We start from the raw sequence: 17,961 nt of genomic DNA on the forward strand, positions 1-17,961 counted from the left end.
CGGGCCCAATTCTTCTGTACCGCCATCATGCCGAAACATACACCTGTCTCTTGGCCCGGCCGCGCCGGGATTGTCGCGTAGGGGACAGATTTATATTCCGGACCCGCGATAAGGTCGTGGGCTAGCCATAAGAACGGAGACTTCCATGTCCAGACCCGAATCGCCCGGCGCCCTCTTCCGCCGCGCCCTTGTCGAAGAAAGCCCCCTACAGATCATTGGCGCCATCAACGCCAACCACGCCTTGCTGGCCAAGCGCGCCGGCTACCGCGCCATCTACCTGTCGGGTGGCGGCGTGGCGGCCGGGTCGCTGGGGCTGCCGGACCTGGGCATCAACACCATGGACGACGTGCTGACCGACGTGCGCCGCATCACCGACGTGTGCGACGTGCCGCTGGTGGTGGACATCGATACCGGCTTCGGCCCGTCGGCGTTCAACATCGCCCGCACCGTCAAGAGCCTGATCAAGTTCGGCGCGGCCGCCTGCCACATCGAAGACCAGGTCGGCGCCAAGCGCTGCGGCCATCGCCCGGGCAAGGAAATCGTCACCACCGAAGAAATGGCCGATCGTGTCAAGGCGGCTGCCGACGCGCGCACCGACAGCGACTTCTACCTGATCGCCCGCACCGACGCCATCGCCTCGCACGGCGTGGACGCCGCGATCGAGCGCGCGCTGGCGTGCGTGGAAGCCGGCGCCGACGCAATCTTCGCCGAAGCCGCCTATGACCTGCCCACCTACGACCGCTTCGTCAAGGCCGTCAAGGTGCCGGTGCTGGCCAACATCACTGAATTCGGCAAGACGCCGCTGTTCACCGTTGAAGAACTGAAGAGCGTGGGCGTGGGCATGGTGTTGTATCCGCTGTCCGCCTTCCGCGCCATGAACAAGGCCGCCGAAGCCGTCTACACCGCTATTCGTCGCGACGGCCACCAGAAAAACGTGGTGGACCTGATGCAGACGCGCGAAGAGCTATACGACCGCATCGGCTATCACGAATTTGAATCCCGGCTGGACGCTCTGTTTCAAAAGGGCAAAGCGTAATCCCGCCACGCCAGTCCCCCATTGCATCGACCACAGCGAAAGTGAAGGAGTAGAGACATGAGCACGGCTCCCAAAAAGCAAGAAGCCAAGCCGGACGCCAAGCCGGAAGAAAAAGCCGGTTTTAAACCCAAGAAGTCCGTCGCCCTGTCGGGCGTGGTGGCGGGTAACACCGCGCTGTGCACCGTCGGCCGCAGCGGCAACGACTTGCACTACCGCGGCTACGACATCCTGGACATCGCCCACACCAGCGAGTTCGAGGAAATCGCCCACCTGCTGGTTCACGGCAAGCTGCCGAACAAGGCGGAACTGGCCGCCTACAAGCAAAAGCTGAAGAGCCTGCGCGGCCTGCCCGCCCAGTTGCAAGTAGCGCTGGAAGCGCTGCCGGCATCCAGCCACCCCATGGACGTGATGCGCACCGCCGTGTCGGTGCTGGGCTGCGTGCTGCCTGAAAAAGACGACCACAACACCCCGGGCGCGCGCGACATCGCCGACCGCCTGATGGCCAACCTGGGTTCCGCCCTGTTGTACTGGTATCACTACAGCCACAACGGCCACATGATCGACGTGCAAACCGACGACGACAGCATCGGCGGCCACTTCCTGCATTTGCTGCACGGCGAAAAGCCCAGCGACGAATGGGTCAAGGCGATGCACATCTCCTTGAACCTGTACGCCGAGCACGAGTTCAACGCATCGACCTTTACCGCGCGCGTTATCGCCGGCACGGGCTCGGACATGTTCTCGTCGATTGCCGGCGCCATCGGCGCGCTGCGCGGCCCCAAGCACGGCGGCGCCAACGAAGTGGCGTTCGATGTGCAAAAGCGCTATGACTCGCCCGACGAAGCCGAAGCCGACATCCGCCGCCGCGTCGAGGCCAAGGAAGTCATCATCGGCTTTGGCCACCCCGTCTATACCGTGTCCGACCCGCGCAACAAGGTCATCAAGGACGTGGCCAAGAAGCTGTCCAAAAAGGCCGGCAGCACCAAGATGTTCGACATCGCCGAGCGGCTGGAAACGGTCATGTGGGACATCAAGAAGATGTTCCCCAACCTGGACTGGTTCTCGGCAGTCAGCTACCACATGATGGGCGTGCCCACGTCCATGTTCACCCCGCTGTTCGTCATTGCGCGCACGGCGGGCTGGTCGGCCCACATCATCGAACAGCGCATCGACAACAAGATCATCCGCCCCACCGCCAACTACGTGGGCCCGGAAGACCAGAAGTTCGTGCCGCTGGACAAGCGCAAGTAAGGCGGCCGCAACCATAACGAGAACAAGGCGCGGCATGGCCACCTGTATTCACTTCTTTGCTAAGGAGGGTTCGCAATGTCCGCCCCAATCTCAAACGTACGTCCCGATCCCGATCAAGTCCTGGTCGATATCGCGGACTACGTTCTTAACTACGAGATCAAGAGCAGCCTGGCGTATGAGACCGCCCGCAACTGCCTGATCGACACGCTGGGCTGCGGCCTGGAAGCGCTGGAATACCCGGCCTGCAAGAAACTGCTGGGGCCGATTGTGCCGGGCACGGTGGTGCCCCATGGCGCCAAGGTGCCCGGCACGTCGTTTCAACTTGACCCGGTGCAGGCCGCGTTCAACATCGGCACCCTCATCCGTTGGCTGGATTTCAACGACACGTGGCTGGCCGCCGAATGGGGCCACCCCTCGGACAATCTTGGCGGCATCCTGGCCACGGCGGATTGGTTGTCCCGCACCGCGGTCGCCGCCGGCAAAGCGCCCTTGACGATGCGCGACGTGCTGACCGGCATGATCAAGGCGCACGAGATCCAGGGCTGCATCGCGCTGGAAAATTCGTTCAACAAGGTCGGGCTGGACCACGTGGTGTTGGTCAAGGTGGCGTCCACCGCCGTGGTGGCGCAGATGCTGGGGCTGGACCGCGATGAGGTCATCAACGCCGTGTCGTTGGCCTGGGTCGACGGCCAAAGCCTGCGCACGTATCGACACGCCCCCAACACCGGCAGCCGGAAAAGCTGGGCGGCGGGTGACGCCACCAGCCGCGCCGTGCGCCTGGCGCTGATCGCGAAAACCGGCGAGATGGGCTACCCGTCCGTGCTCACCGCCAAGACCTGGGGCTTTTACGACGTGCTCTTCAAGGGCCAGCCGTTCAAGTTCCAGCGGCCGTATGGCAGCTACGTGATGGAAAACGTGCTGTTCAAGATTTCGTACCCGGCCGAGTTCCATTCGCAGACCGCCGTGGAATGCGCCATGGAGCTACATGTGAAGCTCGGTGCGCTGGGCAAGCGCGCGGAAGACATCAAGGCCATCACCATCCGCACGCACGAGGCGTGCATTCGCATCATCGACAAGAAGGGTCCGCTTAACAACCCGGCCGACCGCGACCATTGCATCCAGTACATGGTGGCGGTGCCCGTGCTGTTTGGCCGCTTGACGGCGGCCGACTACGAGGACGATGTGGCGAGCGACCCGCGCATCGACGCCTTGCGCGACAAGATAGTGTGCGTGGAAGACCCCGCCTTCACCCGCGATTACCACGACCCGGACAAGCGCTCGATCGCCAACGCGCTGACGGTGGAATTCGTGGACGGATCCAAGCTGGACGAAATCGTCTGCGAATACCCCATCGGCCACAAGCGCCGCCGCGCCGACGGCATCCCCTTGCTGGAGGCCAAGTTCCGCACCAATCTGGCGCGCATGTTCCCGGCCAGGCAGCAGCGCCGCATTCTGGACGTGTCGCTGGACCAGCAGGCGCTGGAGGCCATGCCGGTGCACGAATACGTGGACCTGTATGTGATCTAGCAGCAGGGCGGCGGGACCATCCGGCGGCCTTACAATGCGGCTTTCCTAGATTGGATGCCGCCATGGCCATGCTTTGGGTCAAGACCTTTCACATCGTCTTCATCGCTTCCTGGTTTGCCGGGTTGTTCTACCTGCCGCGCATTTTCGTGAACCTGGCGCAGCAGTCGGACGCGTCCGTCCAGGTGACGCTGCTGGGCATGGCGCGCCGGCTGTACCGTTTCACCACCATTCTGGCCGTGGTGGCCATTGTTTTCGGCATGTGGCTGTACCTGGGTTACCGCATCGGCGTGGGCCCGGGCAATGGCTGGATGCACGCCAAACTCTTTTTCGTCCTGCTCGTCATCGGCTACCATCACGCCTGTGGCTTGATGCTGCGTAAATTCGAACAGGGCAAAAACACCCGTTCGCATAAGTTCTATCGCTGGTTCAACGAAGTTCCCGTCTTGCTGCTCTTGGTGGTGGTGGCGCTGGTCGTCGTCAAACCCTTCTGATTCCCCCTACCTTTGCACATTCGCCAGGATTCGTATGTCCTCTGATGAACAGGACCGCCCGCGCAAGACGCTGACGATCAAAAAAACGGCGCGTGACGCCCACGCCGTCGAGGCGCCCAAGCGCACCCGCACGGGCGCTCGCGCCAAGCTGGTCGCGCAGATCTCGCGCACCAAGGAAAACGTCGAACGCCAGAAAGACCCTGAAGGCTATCAACGCCGCCAGGAAGAAGAGGCGCGCCGCAAGCCCGGTGCCGGTACGCGTGGCCAGTCGCCCCGTGGCGGCGCGGAACGCGGTCAATACGATCGCGGCCAGCCCAGCCGGGGTGAAGGGCGCGGCCCGGCAGGCCGTGGCGCGTCTGAGCGCGGCACGTCCGAGCGCGGCAGATACGATCGCAACCAGCCTTCCCGCGACCGCTCCGACGATACGCGTCGCGACGCCGCACCCAGCGCCCGTTCCGGCCGCCCGCCGCAACGCGCTCCGCGCCTGCGCGATGACCAGTACATCGCCCCGGCCACCCCGGCAGGCCGCTTCTACGATCCGTTTGAAGATGACGGCCCCGCGCCCGACTTCCAGGCCGAACCGCCCGTAGAGGCATCGCAACCGGATTACCCCGACGTGCACGACGATTACCAGGACGACGCGCACGCCGACCACCAGGATCGCGCGCCCCGCGTCGAAACCCGCAGCCGCCGCCCGCGCGAGACCCGCCAGGCGGAAGTGTTCACCGTGTTCGCGCCCTGCCCTCAAGGCCTGGAAGAGGCCCTGACGGCCGAAATGCAGGCGCTGGGCTATGAAGACGCCCAGGCCGGCCGCGCGGGCTGCTCGTTCACCGCCGACTGGTCGGGCGTGCAGCGCGCCAACCTGTATTCGCGCCTGGCGACCCGCATCCTGGTGCAAGTCGCCCATGCCGAAATCTCGCACGAAGACGACATCCTGGACCTGGCCCGCGACACCCCCTGGGAACGCTGGTTCGGCGCCGAACAAACGCTGCGCGTGGACACCTCGGCCATCAAGAGCCCGGTGCAAAGCTTGCAGTACTGCAATCTGCGCGCCAAGGACGGCATCTGCGACCGCCTGCGCGAACTGGAAGGCGAACGCCCCAGCATCGACACCGTGCGCCCGGACGCCCGCGTCCACCTGTTCTTGACGGGCCACACAGCCACGCTGTACCTGGATACGTCCGGCGAATCGCTGTTCAAGCGTGGCTGGCGCCTGGACAAGGGCGAGGCCCCGCTGCGCGAAAACCTGGCCGCCGGCATGCTGGCCCTGGCCGGGTGGGACCCCGCTGCCCCGCTGCTGGACCCCTTCTGCGGCTCGGGCACCATCCTGATCGAAGCGGCCTGGATCGCCCTGGGCGTGCCCCCGGGCATTTCGCGCCCCTTTGGCTTTGAACGCCTGCGCGACCACGACGCCTACCGCTGGCGCGACCTGAAGGACGACGCGCGCTCGCGCATCCTCCCTCAGCTGGACGCGCCCTTGGTCGGTTACGACCTGGACCCGCAAGCCATTGAATTCGCTCAGAACAATGCGGAACGCGCCTGGCTCACCGCCGACTCGATCCGCTTCGAAATCGGCGACGCGCGCGAAATAACGGCACCCGCCGACCACGGCTGGATCGTCACCAACCCGCCCTACGGCGAGCGCATGCTGACCGAACAGGACGCCGACCTGTGGCGTGACTGGGCCACCTGCCTGAAGCGCAATTTTGCCGGTTGGCAGTTGCACGTCATCACCAGCGACATGACGCTGCCCAACCAGATGCGCCTGAAGCCCAAGCGCCGCGTGCCGTTGCACAACGGCGCGCTGGACTGCCGCCTGTTCGGTTTCGAACTGGTTGCCGCCGGCTACCGCGACGCCTGATCGCCGCCTTGCCCGGGCGGTTCTCGCCCGGGCCGCCCCCCATTCCCCGCGTTCCCGCCACGTTGTAAAAGCGCCGCAACATGCCGGCCGTATCTTTGCTTATGGTGCCCCGCCGCCCGGTTTTGGGGCATCATCAGCACCAAGGTGTTGCCATGTTGCACCAGCTTGCATCTGCCTCTTGCACAGTTTGAGGGTAAACCCCTATAATTCGGGTTATCCCTAGTAGCTAAACAACTGAGCAAGCCCGTGGAGGCTATTGTGATCAACCCGAACAACACCATCCGCCTGACCGACGAACTCGAGCGCCAACTGATGCTCCAGGCAATTGAAGAACAATTCCGTCCGCACCCGATGCGGGCGTTGGCCGCAGGCCTGCGTAAGCTGGCTCACGGCGTGAAGGCCCTGGTTGGCAAGACGAGCGCCAAGAACGCGCACTCCGCCGCCTGAAGCCTGACCGGGCCTGACGTCGCGGCCCGAACGATTTTCCCCTTGGGGGCTGCATAGCCCCTTTTATAGACCCGCCCTTACCGGCGGGTTTTTTTTTGTCGGATAATGCCGACCCATGACGACCGACGCCTTCCTAGACCAGACCCCCAATCGGCTGCGCCGCTTTGCCTGCATGATGTACGAGGCCGTATTGCTGTTCGGCGTCGTCTTCCTGGCCGGCTATCTGCTGGACACGCTAACCCAGAGCAAGAACGCGCTGGAACTGCGCGCGGCGCGCCAGGCCTGGCTGTTTGTGGCAATTGGCGCGTATTTCGTGCTGTGCTGGCGCCGGCGCGGCCAGACCCTGCCCATGAAAACCTGGAATATCCGGCTGGTGGACCGTGACGGCAACACGCCGGCAACGGGCCGCCTGATCTTGCGCTATGTGCTTGTCTGGCCGCTGGTGCTGGCCGGCGCGGCCGTAGTCTGGGGCGCCGCCAGCCTGACGGGCTGGGCGTCGATGGATATGTTCATCGTGGCCGCGCCGTTCACGATCTTTATTTGGTCCTGGTTCGACCCGGACGGCCAGTTCCTGCACGACCGCCTGCTTGGCACGCGCCTGCGCAACGCGCCGCAACGTCAGAAATCCCGCTAACACCCCGCGCCGGGGCCGCGCCGGTCACAACAGCGTCACGATAGCTTCACACGCCCGTCATCGCCGGATGATTTGATTCCAAGGCATGACGACAGCCCACATGGAAGCGACCGTGAACGAAATCCGCCCCGCGCACTGGCGTGCCCTTTGGATTTCCGATATTCACCTGGGCACAGCCGGGTGCAAGGCGGATTTCCTGCTTGATTTCCTGGACCACAACGACTCGGACACCTTGTATCTGGTGGGCGACATTGTCGACGGCTGGCAACTGCGCAAGCACTGGCACTGGCCGCGCGCGCACAACGACGTCATTCAACGCATTCTGCGCAAGGCACGCAACGGCACGCGGGTGGTGTTCATCCCCGGCAACCACGACGAATTCGCGCGGGAATTCGCGGGCTACGCATTCGGCGACATTGAGATCCTGGATGAAGACGTGCATGTCACCGCCAAAGGCTTGCGGCTGCTGGTGCTGCACGGCGATCAATTCGACGGCGTCATCCAGCACAGCCGTTGGCTGGCCCATCTGGGCGACGGGCTCTATCAATTGGCCTTGTGGATCAACCACCACTTCAACCGGCTGCGGCATCGCCTGGGGCTGCACTACTGGTCGCTGTCGCAATATCTGAAGCACAAGGTCAAGAACGCGGTGTCGTTCATTACCGATTTCGAAGAGGCGCTGGCGGGCGAAGCGCGCCGGCGGGGCCTGGACGGCGTAGTGTGCGGCCACATTCACAAGGCGGAATTGCGCGACGTTGGTGGCATCCTCTACTGCAATGACGGCGACTGGGTGGAAAGCCTGTCGGCCCTGGCAGAAACCCACGACGGCCAGTTGCAGCTGCTGGACTGGGCCGCCATCCAGTCCGAGCGGCAGGCCGAGCCCACCGCCCGCCCCCCGCGATCGCTGTCGCTGCCCGCCCTGCCGTCAGCGCTTCGACGCCAAAGCAAACACCCGTGATAACCCGTATGCGTCCCCATTACGCAACGGGGATATTGCAGTTCACGGCCCTCTAGGTCATGCTTGCATCTGAGGCAACGGGCGAGCCGGCCCGTTCACGCAGCTGCAACATGCTTACAACATAGGGCCATGAACGACCAATATCAGGCGCTCTACCAAACATTCCGCTGGCTGGTTCCCACCCAGTTCAACATCGCGGAAGCGTGCTGCCACCGCTGGGCATCCAGTAGTCCGGATGCGCGGCGCATCGCCATCTACTACGAAGACGAGTCGGGCAACCGCGAAGTCTGGACCTATGCGCGCCTGGCCGAAGCCGTCAATCAGCTGGCCAACGGCCTGGTGAAGATGGGCGTGGGCCGGGGCGACCGGGTCGGTGTGGTGCTGGGGCAACGGCCTGAAACGGTCGTGGCCCATATGGCCATCTACACCGTCGGCGGCGTCGTCTTGCCCCTGTCGGCGCTGTTCGGCCCCGAGGCACTGGAAGCCCGTCTGCGCGACTCCGAAACGCGGGTCGCCATCGTGGACCACGCTTCCAGCGCCAACCTGCTGGCCGTCAGCGACAACTGCCCCAACCTGCAACAGATCATCGGCATCGGCTTCGCTGACGAACGCGTGCTGCCATGGCGCAGCCTGCTTGCCCGACAGCCCAACGAATTCAAGGCCGTGCCGACGCGTTCATCGGACCCGGCCATTCTGCTTTACACGTCAGGCACCACCGGCGCGCCCAAGGGCGCGCTGCTGCCCCACAGTGTATTGATCGGCAACCTGCCGGGCTTCGTGGCCTCGCAAGACTGGTTCCCCAAGCCGGGCGATGTGTTCTGGTCGCCGGCCGACTGGGCCTGGACGGGCGGCATGATGGACGCGCTGTTGCCAACCCTGTATTTCGGCCATCCCATCGTGGGCACGCGCGGCCGCTTTTCGCCCGAGCGCGCGTTCGAGCTCATGGAGCGCTACCAGGTCACCAATACCTTCCTGTTTCCCACGGCCCTGAAAATGATGATGAAGGCCGTGCCCGAGCCTCGCAACCATTACCAGCTGGCGCTGCGTTCCATCATGAGCGCGGGCGAAAGTGTGGGGGAAACGGTCTTTGAATGGTGCCAGTCGGCGCTGCGCGTGACGCCCAACGAGATGTTCGGCCAAACCGAAATGAACTACGTGGTGGGCAATAGCCAGAAGCGCTGGCCCGCCCGCGCGGGCAGCATGGGCCGCCCGTATCCCGGCCACCAGGTGGCGGTTTTGAACGACGAAGGGCGGCCGGTGGCGCCCGGTGAGACCGGCGAAATTGCCGTCAACCGGCTGGACATCCACGGCTTTCCCGACCCCGTAATGTTCCTGGGCTATTGGCGCAACGAAGCCGCCACTCAGGCCAAATTCAAGGGCGATTGGTGCCTGACGGGTGACTTGGCCACCGTCGACGCGGACGGCTACCTTTGGTACGCCGGGCGTGCCGATGACGTGTTCAAGTCGGCCGGTTACCGCATCGGCCCCGGCGAAATCGAAAGCTGCCTGGTCGGCCACCCCGCCGTGGCCAACGCCGCCGTGGTGCCCAAGCCGGACGCCGAACGGGGCGCTTTGGTCAAGGCGTATGTCGTGCTGACGCCCGAATTCGCCCACCGCGACCGCGGCGAGATCATCGAGAACCTGCAGGAACATGTTCGTGAGCGCCTGGCGCCGTACGAATACCCGAAAGAGATCGAGTTCGTCGACGAACTTCCGATGACCACGACCGGGAAAATCCAACGCCGCATCCTGCGCCAACGTGAGCAAGAGCGCGCGCACATCGTGGCGACGGCACCCGCGGCGGCGCCTGTGGCAACCGGGGCACCTGCGACGGTCGCGACGCAAGCGGCAACCGTGGCACCGAAGGCGTCCACGCCGCCAGCGCCCACCGCCGCGCCGCCAGCGCCCAAGCCGTCCGCACCCGCCGATACACCCAAGGTGTCCGCGCCCGCCACGTCCGCCGCCGTGCCGAAATCGACGTCACCCTCGCCCGCCGCCACGCCCGGCCTCGCCGACGCCGCCGCACCGGCCGAGAACGTCGCGCCTGCCCCTGAGGGCCCTGAAAAATGATCGGAAACCTAGGCAATGCCCATCTACCAGCTTGACGACCTGATCCCACGCATCGACCCCGCAGCCTATGTCGCCGACAGCGCCGACATCATCGGCAATGTCACGCTGGAAGCCGGCGTCAGCATTTGGTCGCACGTATCGATCCGGGGTGACAACGACGCCATCCTGATCCGCCATGGCACCAATATTCAGGAATCCAGCGTCCTGCACGTGGACAGCGGCTGTCCCATGACCATCGGCCCGAATGTCACCGTGGGCCATCAAGCCATGTTGCACGGCTGTACGATCCACGAAGGCGCGCTGGTGGGCATGCAGGCCATCGTGCTGAACAACGCGGTGATCGGGCGCAATTGCCTGATCGGCGCCGGCGCCATCATTCCGGAAGACCGCGTCATTCCCGACAACTCATTGGTGATCGGCATCGGCAAGATCGTGCGCGAACTGTCCGAAGAAGAAATCGCCAATCTGCACAAGAACACCGCCCATTACGTGGCGCGCGGCCAACACTACAAGACGGCCCTCAAGCGCCTGGCCTGAGCGCCCGGGGCAGTTGCCGTAGCCCTGCTGGCAGCAGGGGGAATTGGGTGGCCTGATCGGCTAACATTCCCCCATGACCGATCAGCTCAAAAAATACCTTACCGAAGACCGCAGCGTCCGCATCCAGGCCGTCCGCCTGGACGCGACCTGGAAGGCCGTTCAGGCCAACCACGACTACCCGCCCGCCATCACCCACCTGCTGGGCGAATTGGTAGCGGCCTCTACCCTGCTTGCCGCCAACATCAAATTCGATGGCTCGCTGGTGCTTCAGATCCAGGGCGACGGCCCCATCGCCCTGCTGGTGGTGGAATGCCGTTCGGACCTTAGCCTGCGCGCCACCGTCAAAGTGCGCGAAGGTCATGAAGTGCCGTCCGATGGCACCATGCAAAGCCTGCTGAACCCCGGGGGCAACGGGCGCTTCATCGTCGTGCTGGACCCGCAACGCAAGCTGCCGGGCCAGCAGACCTACCAGGGCATCGTGCCGCTGGAAGGCGACACGGTGGCCGAAGCGCTGCAACACTACATGAAGGCGTCCGAACAGCTGGACACGCGCTTGTGGCTGGCCGCCGATGCCGACAACGCCGCGGGCATGCTGGTGCAACGCCTGCCGTTCCATGGTGGCACCGACGCCCCGCTGTTGACTGAGCAAGCCGCCGCCGAAACCTGGGACCGTGTGGTCGCCCTGGCCAGCACACTCAAGCGCGACGAAGTGCTGGAAGCCGATATCGACACCTTGATCCATCGCCTGTTCTGGGAAGACACCTTGCTGGCGTTCGACCCGGCGCCCGTGCGCTGGCATTGCCCTTGCACGCGCGAGCGCGTCGCCAGCATGCTGCGTTCGCTGGGCGAAGAAGAGGTCAACAGCGTCCTGGCCGAGCGCGGCCAAGTGGATGTGTCATGCGACTTCTGCGGCAAGCCCTATAAGTTCGACGCCGTGGATTGCGCCACGTTGTTCTCGCCAAACCAGCCTGCCGCCGACGACGCGCCGCCCACGGTGCACTGATCGCGCCGCGTCCCGCCCTGCGGGACATTTCCATCACCTCGGATTGTCCGTATCGACAGGCGGTCATGCCCGCGCCACACTGCGCAGCCATGACCGCCTTTTTCTTTGCCGCCTCGCGCCAGCGGGGCGCCGCCGCCATTGAATTCGCCGTGGCGGGCGCCATGGTGTTGCTGATGGGCCTGCTGGGCATCGAAGCAGCACGCTGGCAAGCCGTGCGCCAAATGGCGCACGTGGCGCTGATGGAAGCCGCGCGCGCCGGCGCCACGGCCCATGTGCAACCGGCTCCCATGCGCGATGCATTCATTCAAGGCTTGCTGCCCCTGCATGCCGGCGCCGACGGCGAAGCCGGTGCGAGGCGCAGGCTGGCGCGCGCACATGCCGACGCCTCGGCGGGCACGGGCCTTGGCGCGTGGCGAATCGAAGTCTTGCAGCCCGATGCCAGGATGTTCCGCGACCATGGCCGCAAGGACCTGGCCGTCCTGGCCGCGCCGGGCCGACGCGCCATCGACAACGACTACCAGGACTTGCAGCACGCCAGGCGACCGCCGCGCCCCGGCGCTGCCACCATCTTCGACGCCAACACCCTGAAGCTGCGGCTGACTTATCTGCACAAGCCTTGGCTGTTCCCCGTACGAGCGGCGCTCACCGCGCTGGGGCGCAACGACGCCAGCTACGCGGGCGTGGCTCGCAGGCATGGGTTGCTGCCGATTCAGGTTGAACTGGAAATGGAGATGCACACGCACCCGGTCGATTGGACGGGCGCGCGGCCAGGGCCGGCGGAAATCGTGGTGGGGGCATGCCGCGATGCCCTCTGCGATTGACGCCGGGCATCGGCTATGAGTTACCGGCTATGAGTTACCGGCTATGAGTTACCGGCTATGAGTTATCGGCTATCAGCTGTCAGCGACCAGCAAGCAAGCCGGCCGCCGCAAGCTTACTGACGCGTGCTGTTGGCCGGCTTGGGTGCGGCGGCGGGTGTAGCACGAGCGGCGGGCGGCTTGGCTGCCGGGGCGCTGGTGCGAGCCGGCGTGGCGGGCTTGGTGGCCGCATCGGTCGCCAGGGTCGCGCCGCCGGCGGGCGGTTGCGCATTCTGCGGCAGGATGTGAACGAACACTTCACCGTCGCGCATCATGCCCAACTCGCCGCGGGCGCGCTCTTCAATGGCGCCAGAGCCGCCTTCAAGGTCTCGCACTTCGGCTTCCAGCGCGGCATTACGCGCGCGCAGGCCTTCATTGGTCTCGCGCTGCTCGGCCACTTGGCGTTGCAAATCCCAGACCTTGAACCAGCCGCCTTTACCCAACCAAAGCGGGTATTGGATCAAGCCTACCAGCACGAACAGCACCAGGAACAACAGGCGCATACGCGAGAACCCTCAGAGCAGTCGTGGCGCGGATGCGATGGCGGCGCGGGGCGTCGCCATCGCGCTTCCCATCAACGCAGGTTGTAGAAAGCTTCCAGGCCAGGATACGACGCCACTTCAGCCAGCTCTTCTTCGATACGCAGCAGCTGGTTGTACTTGGACATGCGATCCGAACGGGACAGCGAACCCGTCTTGATCTGCATGGCGTTGGTCGCCACGGCGATGTCGGCGATGGTGGAATCTTCGGTTTCGCCCGAACGGTGCGACACGACGGCGGTGTAGCCGGCGCGCTTGGCCATTTCGATGGCGGCGAAGGTTTCGGTCAGCGTGCCGATCTGGTTGATCTTGATCAGGATCGAGTTGGCGACGCCCTTCTGGATGCCTTCACGCAGGATCTTGGTGTTGGTGACGAACAGGTCGTCGCCCACCAATTGCACCTTCTTGCCCAACTGGTCGGTCAACAGCTTCCAGCCGTCCCAATCGTTTTCGGCCATGCCGTCTTCGATCGAGATGATGGGGTACTTGTCGCACCAGGTGGCCAGCAGGTTGGTGAATTCCTGCGAGGACAGCGAGATGCCGCCTTCGCCGGCCAGCGTGTACTTGCCGTCGCGGTAGAACTCCGAGCTGGCGCAATCCAGGCCCAGGGCGATCTGCGTGCCCGGCTCGTAACCGGCTTCGGTGATGGCCTTCAGGATCAGCTGGATGGCGGCTTCATGGCTGGGGACGTTGGGGGCAAAGCCGCCTTCATCGCCCACGGCCGTGGACATGCCCTGGCCGTGGATCAGCTTTTTCAGCATGTGGAAGACTTCAGCGCCCCAGCGCAGGGCCTCGCGGAAGCTGCCCGCGCCCACCGGCAAAATCATCAGTTCTTGCAGGTCCAGCGTGTTGTTGGCGTGCGCGCCGCCGTTGATGACGTTCATCATCGGCACGGGCATGCTCATGGGGCCGCTGCCGCCGAAATAGCGGTACAGCGACAGGCCGGATTCGTCGGCGGCGGCGCGGGCCACGGCCATACTGGCCGCCAGGATCGCATTGGCGCCCAGGCGTTCCTTGGACTCGGTGCCATCCAGCTCGATCAAGGTGCGATCGACGAAGGTCTGTTCCTGGGCATCCAGGCCCATCAATGCTTCGGAGATTTCCGTATTCAGGTTCTCAACGGCGCGCAGAACGCCCTTGCCCAGATAACGGCTCTTGTCCCCGTCGCGCAGCTCGATGGCTTCGCGGGCGCCGGTGGATGCGCCGGACGGCACGGCCGCGCGGCCCATGGCGCCGGATTCCAGCAGCACATCGCATTCCACGGTGGGGTTGCCGCGCGAATCCAGAATTTCGCGGCCGATGATGTCGACGATTGCACTCATGACTTTACATTCCCTGAACGATAAACATATTCATGACGGCCGCGCCCTCGCGGGCGTTGCGGGCACGGCGGTACTGCCAGGAGTCGTAGAAGGCCTGGGCGGCGGTCATCGACGGAAATTCCATGACGACGGTGCGGCCGGGCTTACGGCCCTCAAGGTGCTTGGTCTCACCGCCCCGCACCAGGACCTTGGCATCGTACGCGCGCATGGCGAGCGTGGACAGACGCTTGTAGTCTTCGTATTGCGCGGGCTTGGTCACCGTGACTTCGGCGATGATGTAAGCACTCATGGGGTTCCTTCAGAGCAGTGGCGTTGAAAGGGGGTGGGCGCCGGATACGGCAAAGCCGCCAGTGTCGCGCAAAGCGGCCTGGCGACACCTGTCCGATGCTAATTGGTTGTATCCGAAAGAAGCGCCGCCGCCTAGTGCGGCGCTGGAGAAATGGGCCGCGGCCCCGAGGATCCGCTTACGGAACTCGAGACCGCGAACCGGCATTACGCCTCCTGACCGCGGCGAGACTTCTGCTCGATGGCGGCGCGGATATAGCTGGAGAACAACGGATGGCCATCACGCGGGGTCGACGTGAACTCCGGGTGGAACTGCACGCCCACGAACCACGGGTGGTCGGGCAATTCCATCATTTCCGGCAGGTTTTCGGTCGGCGTGCGGGCGCTGATCACCATGCCGGACTCTTCCAGTCGCGGCACGTAGACGTTGTTGACCTCGTAGCGGTGACGGTGACGCTCATTCACTTCGTCGCCGTAGATGGTCTGCGCGCGGGTGCCCGGCTTGATCGGCACGCGCTGCGCGCCCTTGCGCATGGTGCCGCCCAGGTCGGACGAATTGTCGCGCTTTTCGACCTTGCCTTCGCGGTCCATCCATTCGGTGATCAGTGCCACCACCGGATGGGGCGCCGACGGGTCGAATTCCGTGCTGTTGGCGCCGCCCAGGCCGGCGACGTGGCGCGCGAACTCGATGACGGCCAGTTGCATGCCCAGGCAGATGCCCAGATACGGCACGCCGTTTTCACGGGCGTAGCGGATCGCGGCGATCTTGCCTTCGGTGCCGCGCTTGCCGAAGCCGCCCGGAACCAGAATGGCGTCAAGATGCTTCAGTTGGTCGGTACCGCGGGTTTCGATGTCTTCCGAATCGATGTATTCGATGTTGATCTTCGAGCGCGTGTGGATGCCGGCGTGAACCAGGGCTTCCGTCAGCGACTTGTACGATTCGGTCAGGTCGACGTACTTGCCGACCATGCCGATCGTCAGCTGGTGCTGCGGGTGCTCCAGCGCTTCGACCAGGTTGTCCCACATGGACAGATCGGCCGGCGGCGGGGTCAGGCCCAACGCTTCGCAGACGATATTGTCCACGCCTTGCTTGTGCAGCATGGCGGGAATCTTGTAGATGGAATCGGCATCCCAGACCGAGATGACGGCGTCCAGCGGCACGTTCGAGAACATCGAGATCTTGGCGCGCTCGTCGTCCGGGATGGGACGGTCGGCGCGGCACAGCAGCGCGTTCGGATAGATACCGATTTCGCGCAGCTTCTGGACCGAATGCTGCGTAGGCTTGGTCTTGAGTTCGCCGGCGGAAGCGATGAACGGCACCAGGGTCAGGTGCACGAAGGCCGCGTTGTTGCGGCCCATGCGCAGGCTCATCTGGCGCGCGGCTTCCAGGAAAGGCAGGGACTCGATGTCGCCCACGGTGCCGCCGATTTCGACGATGGCGACATCCGTGTTGCCGTTCCAGCCCGCTTCGGCGCCACGGGCGATGAAGTCCTGGATTTCGTTGGTGATGTGCGGAATCACCTGGACGGTTTTGCCCAGGTAGTCGCCACGCCGTTCCTTGCGCAGCACCGATTCGTAAATCTGGCCGGTGGTGAAGTTGTTCACCTTGTGCATGCGAGCGGAAATGAAACGCTCGTAGTGGCCCAAGTCCAGATCGGTTTCGGCGCCGTCTTCCGTGACGAACACTTCACCGTGCTGGAAGGGGCTCATCGTGCCCGGATCGACGTTGATGTACGGATCGAGCTTCAGCATGGTGACCTGCAAACCACGCGACTCGAGAATGGCGGCGAGCGACGCAGCGGCGATGCCCTTGCCCAGGGAAGACACCACTCCGCCGGTGACAAATACGTATTTGGTCATCGTAATGAGCACCCGGGACGAGCGGGCGCGTGCGGGAAATTTGGATTATAGCCGGGAGGCGGAAGTTATTTGGGTTTTCCCCTAGCGCTGACGCGTAACATTTGGCAGCACTCAAATGCCGGCCTGGGCGCGCCGCATTCACGCGGGCCCCAGACGCCGTGATATGTTCGATCCCTAATTTTCGACCCCGCTTTTTCTCAACTTTCCGCCACCGTCGATGACCCCTTCCACGTTTCCAGCATCAGCGTCGCCTTCCCCGGCATCCGCTCCTTCGGCCGCCGCCGCCTCGCTCGCCTGGCGCCTGGCGTTGACCGCCGTTATCGTGCGCCTGGCTTACGGCGCATTGGTGCAGGGCTACACCATGCTGGCCCTGCCCCAATTCGACCAAATGCGCGAAATGTACAGCCAGCCGCAATACCTGATGCCGCTGCTGACCAACATCCTGGCATCCGCCGTCATGGTCGGTTTGACGGTGTGGGGCACGATGCATGGCTGGCTGCGCCGCCACAACACCACGGCGGTGGACGAGCCGCGCAAGCTGTTCGGCACCTTTATCGCCTTGCAGCTGATCTACACCTTGATGGTGTCGGCGGCCAGCGCCTACCTGCACAACGTGGGCATGCGCTTCGTCATGCAGAACCGCGGTGCGCTGACCGAGCAGTTCGGCCTTGAACTGACCGGCCAGTTCCTGACCATGGCCATGCTTTTCCGCGTGGTGAACATCGTGCTGGAAATCGTCGGCATGTGCCTGGTCGTGCGCATTGCCGCCTGGACGGTGCAACGCAAGGGCGCGCCAGGCGCACCCGCCTACGGTCGGCGGCACGCGGCCTGGATCGCCGGGCTGACCGTGCTGGCCTGGCAGTTGACCGTATCAATCGCCGCGGGCGGCTATTTGCAAATGATGGTTCTGGATGCCGGTTGGACGGCCTTTGTGTTGGGCTATATCGCGCTGCCCGCGTTGCTGTTCGCGCTGTGCGTCGTCACCTGCCTGAAGGCACTGCCGCGCCACATCGGCCGCGCCCGCCTGGGGCGTGCCGTCGCCCATGGCAGCCTGGCCTTCTGGCTGGCCCAGGCGGCCGGCATCGGCCTGGCCTATCTGGCCGTCAAGGCCATGACATGGAGCCAGATGATGCGCGCCGCGCAGTCTTATTCGGCAAGCGCTGCCGTGCTGGCGATCTACGCCGCGCTGCTGGTGATGGGGTGCATGGCCGGCGCCCTGGCGCTGTACTGGGGCGCCAGGCAGGCGGCGAAGTCGGCCTGAGCGTTGTCGCCGGCCCCGCCTG

The 17,961-nt window shown here is 64.5% G+C and carries 16 protein-coding genes and 1 pseudogene; 13 read left to right on the top strand and 4 right to left on the bottom strand.

The genetic code is table 11. The features are described from left to right. Positions 1 to 145 precede the first annotated feature (145 nt). The 12 genes and pseudogenes from prpB (at position 146) to V6F88_RS15680 (ending at position 12,636) form a co-directional block, all read left to right on the top strand. Positions 146 to 1,036 carry a methylisocitrate lyase gene (gene prpB, locus V6F88_RS15625; RefSeq protein WP_332610603.1) on the top strand — a complete coding sequence of 297 codons (891 nt, stop codon included), beginning with the start codon at positions 146 to 148 and terminating at the stop codon, positions 1,034 to 1,036. A gap of 57 nt (positions 1,037 to 1,093) precedes the next feature. Continuing rightward, positions 1,094 to 2,287, top strand: coding sequence for a bifunctional 2-methylcitrate synthase/citrate synthase (gene prpC, locus V6F88_RS15630; RefSeq protein WP_104143074.1), 1,194 nt, complete (start codon positions 1,094 to 1,096; stop codon positions 2,285 to 2,287). A 75-nt stretch (positions 2,288 to 2,362) separates the two neighbouring features. Then, complete coding sequence (locus tag V6F88_RS15635; RefSeq protein ID WP_332610605.1) at positions 2,363 to 3,814, top strand: bifunctional 2-methylcitrate dehydratase/aconitate hydratase; 1,452 nt, start codon at positions 2,363 to 2,365, stop codon at positions 3,812 to 3,814. A 62-nt stretch (positions 3,815 to 3,876) separates the two neighbouring features. Next, positions 3,877 to 4,305: a CopD family protein gene (locus V6F88_RS15640; RefSeq protein ID WP_185975319.1), complete on the top strand. Its 429-nt coding sequence runs from the start codon at positions 3,877 to 3,879 to the stop codon at positions 4,303 to 4,305. A gap of 502 nt (positions 4,306 to 4,807) precedes the next feature. Next, positions 4,808 to 6,166, top strand: a complete 1,359-nt coding sequence (locus V6F88_RS15645; RefSeq protein WP_442880326.1) for a THUMP domain-containing class I SAM-dependent RNA methyltransferase — start codon at positions 4,808 to 4,810, stop codon at positions 6,164 to 6,166. Positions 6,167 to 6,424: 258 nt separating this feature from the next. Continuing rightward, positions 6,425 to 6,613, top strand: coding sequence for a hypothetical protein (locus V6F88_RS15650; protein WP_046802652.1), 189 nt, complete (start codon positions 6,425 to 6,427; stop codon positions 6,611 to 6,613). 115 nt (positions 6,614 to 6,728) lie between these two features. Continuing rightward, positions 6,729 to 7,247, top strand: coding sequence for an RDD family protein (locus V6F88_RS15655; protein ID WP_120154335.1), 519 nt, complete (start codon positions 6,729 to 6,731; stop codon positions 7,245 to 7,247). Positions 7,248 to 7,332: 85 nt separating this feature from the next. Then, the gene (locus V6F88_RS15660; RefSeq protein WP_332610610.1) at positions 7,333 to 8,205 is read left to right on the top strand and encodes a UDP-2,3-diacylglucosamine diphosphatase; all 873 of its coding nucleotides are present in this window, start codon (positions 7,333 to 7,335) and stop codon (positions 8,203 to 8,205) included. 129 nt (positions 8,206 to 8,334) lie between these two features. Then, positions 8,335 to 9,981: pseudogene (locus V6F88_RS15665) on the top strand (acyl-CoA synthetase); the annotation flags it as partial. A gap of 309 nt (positions 9,982 to 10,290) precedes the next feature. Next, positions 10,291 to 10,812: a gamma carbonic anhydrase family protein gene (locus tag V6F88_RS15670; RefSeq protein ID WP_006218111.1), complete on the top strand. Its 522-nt coding sequence runs from the start codon at positions 10,291 to 10,293 to the stop codon at positions 10,810 to 10,812. A 73-nt stretch (positions 10,813 to 10,885) separates the two neighbouring features. After that, entirely contained in the window at positions 10,886 to 11,815 is a 930-nt protein-coding gene (gene hslO / locus V6F88_RS15675) for an Hsp33 family molecular chaperone HslO (protein ID WP_046802650.1), read from the top strand. Between the two features lie 89 nt (positions 11,816 to 11,904). Next, positions 11,905 to 12,636, top strand: a complete 732-nt coding sequence (locus tag V6F88_RS15680) for a TadE/TadG family type IV pilus assembly protein (RefSeq protein WP_332610611.1) — start codon at positions 11,905 to 11,907, stop codon at positions 12,634 to 12,636. A 113-nt stretch (positions 12,637 to 12,749) separates the two neighbouring features. On the opposite strand, the gene ftsB is transcribed toward V6F88_RS15680, so the two are convergent. The 4 genes from ftsB to V6F88_RS15700 all read right to left on the bottom strand — a co-directional run bounded on the left by ftsB (position 12,750) and on the right by V6F88_RS15700 (position 16,678). Next, on the bottom strand, positions 12,750 to 13,175 hold the full coding sequence (gene ftsB, locus V6F88_RS15685; protein WP_046802648.1) for a cell division protein FtsB: 426 nt from the start codon (positions 13,173 to 13,175) through the stop codon (positions 12,750 to 12,752). Positions 13,176 to 13,246: 71 nt separating this feature from the next. Further along, positions 13,247 to 14,533 (bottom strand): phosphopyruvate hydratase, encoded by a 1,287-nt coding sequence (eno, locus tag V6F88_RS15690; RefSeq protein WP_046802647.1) that lies wholly within the window; start codon positions 14,531 to 14,533, stop codon positions 13,247 to 13,249. Positions 14,534 to 14,537: 4 nt separating this feature from the next. Then, positions 14,538 to 14,822, bottom strand: coding sequence for a DUF1330 domain-containing protein (locus tag V6F88_RS15695; protein WP_046802646.1), 285 nt, complete (start codon positions 14,820 to 14,822; stop codon positions 14,538 to 14,540). Between the two features lie 203 nt (positions 14,823 to 15,025). Continuing rightward, positions 15,026 to 16,678, bottom strand: coding sequence for a CTP synthase (locus tag V6F88_RS15700; RefSeq protein WP_046802645.1), 1,653 nt, complete (start codon positions 16,676 to 16,678; stop codon positions 15,026 to 15,028). Positions 16,679 to 16,985: 307 nt separating this feature from the next. Here V6F88_RS15700 and V6F88_RS15705 point away from each other — a divergent pair, with 307 nt between their 5' ends. Continuing rightward, the gene (locus V6F88_RS15705) at positions 16,986 to 17,939 is read left to right on the top strand and encodes a hypothetical protein (protein ID WP_332610613.1); all 954 of its coding nucleotides are present in this window, start codon (positions 16,986 to 16,988) and stop codon (positions 17,937 to 17,939) included. The last annotated feature ends 22 nt before the right edge of the window (positions 17,940 to 17,961 follow it).

The organism is Achromobacter sp. ESBL13 (assembly GCF_036668755.1).
In the GTDB taxonomy this organism is placed as follows: Bacteria; Pseudomonadota; Gammaproteobacteria; order Burkholderiales; family Burkholderiaceae_B; genus Achromobacter.

Excerpts from the sequence above, each read along its gene's own strand:
- V6F88_RS15695 (WP_046802646.1), bottom strand. The coding sequence starts at position 14,822 with ATGAGTGCTTACATCATCGCCGAAGTCACGGTGACCAAGCCCGCGCAA.
- V6F88_RS15635 (WP_332610605.1), top strand. The coding sequence starts at position 2,363 with ATGTCCGCCCCAATCTCAAACGTACGTCCCGATCCCGATCAAGTCCTG.
- prpB (WP_332610603.1), top strand. The coding sequence starts at position 146 with ATGTCCAGACCCGAATCGCCCGGCGCCCTCTTCCGCCGCGCCCTTGTC.
- ftsB (WP_046802648.1), bottom strand. The coding sequence starts at position 13,175 with ATGCGCCTGTTGTTCCTGGTGCTGTTCGTGCTGGTAGGCTTGATCCAA.
- V6F88_RS15670 (WP_006218111.1), top strand. The coding sequence starts at position 10,291 with ATGCCCATCTACCAGCTTGACGACCTGATCCCACGCATCGACCCCGCA.
- hslO (WP_046802650.1), top strand. The coding sequence starts at position 10,886 with ATGACCGATCAGCTCAAAAAATACCTTACCGAAGACCGCAGCGTCCGC.
- eno (WP_046802647.1), bottom strand. The coding sequence starts at position 14,533 with ATGAGTGCAATCGTCGACATCATCGGCCGCGAAATTCTGGATTCGCGC.
- V6F88_RS15660 (WP_332610610.1), top strand. The coding sequence starts at position 7,333 with ATGACGACAGCCCACATGGAAGCGACCGTGAACGAAATCCGCCCCGCG.
- V6F88_RS15700 (WP_046802645.1), bottom strand. The coding sequence starts at position 16,678 with ATGACCAAATACGTATTTGTCACCGGCGGAGTGGTGTCTTCCCTGGGC.
- prpC (WP_104143074.1), top strand. The coding sequence starts at position 1,094 with ATGAGCACGGCTCCCAAAAAGCAAGAAGCCAAGCCGGACGCCAAGCCG.
- V6F88_RS15680 (WP_332610611.1), top strand. The coding sequence starts at position 11,905 with ATGACCGCCTTTTTCTTTGCCGCCTCGCGCCAGCGGGGCGCCGCCGCC.
- V6F88_RS15640 (WP_185975319.1), top strand. The coding sequence starts at position 3,877 with ATGGCCATGCTTTGGGTCAAGACCTTTCACATCGTCTTCATCGCTTCC.
- V6F88_RS15655 (WP_120154335.1), top strand. The coding sequence starts at position 6,729 with ATGACGACCGACGCCTTCCTAGACCAGACCCCCAATCGGCTGCGCCGC.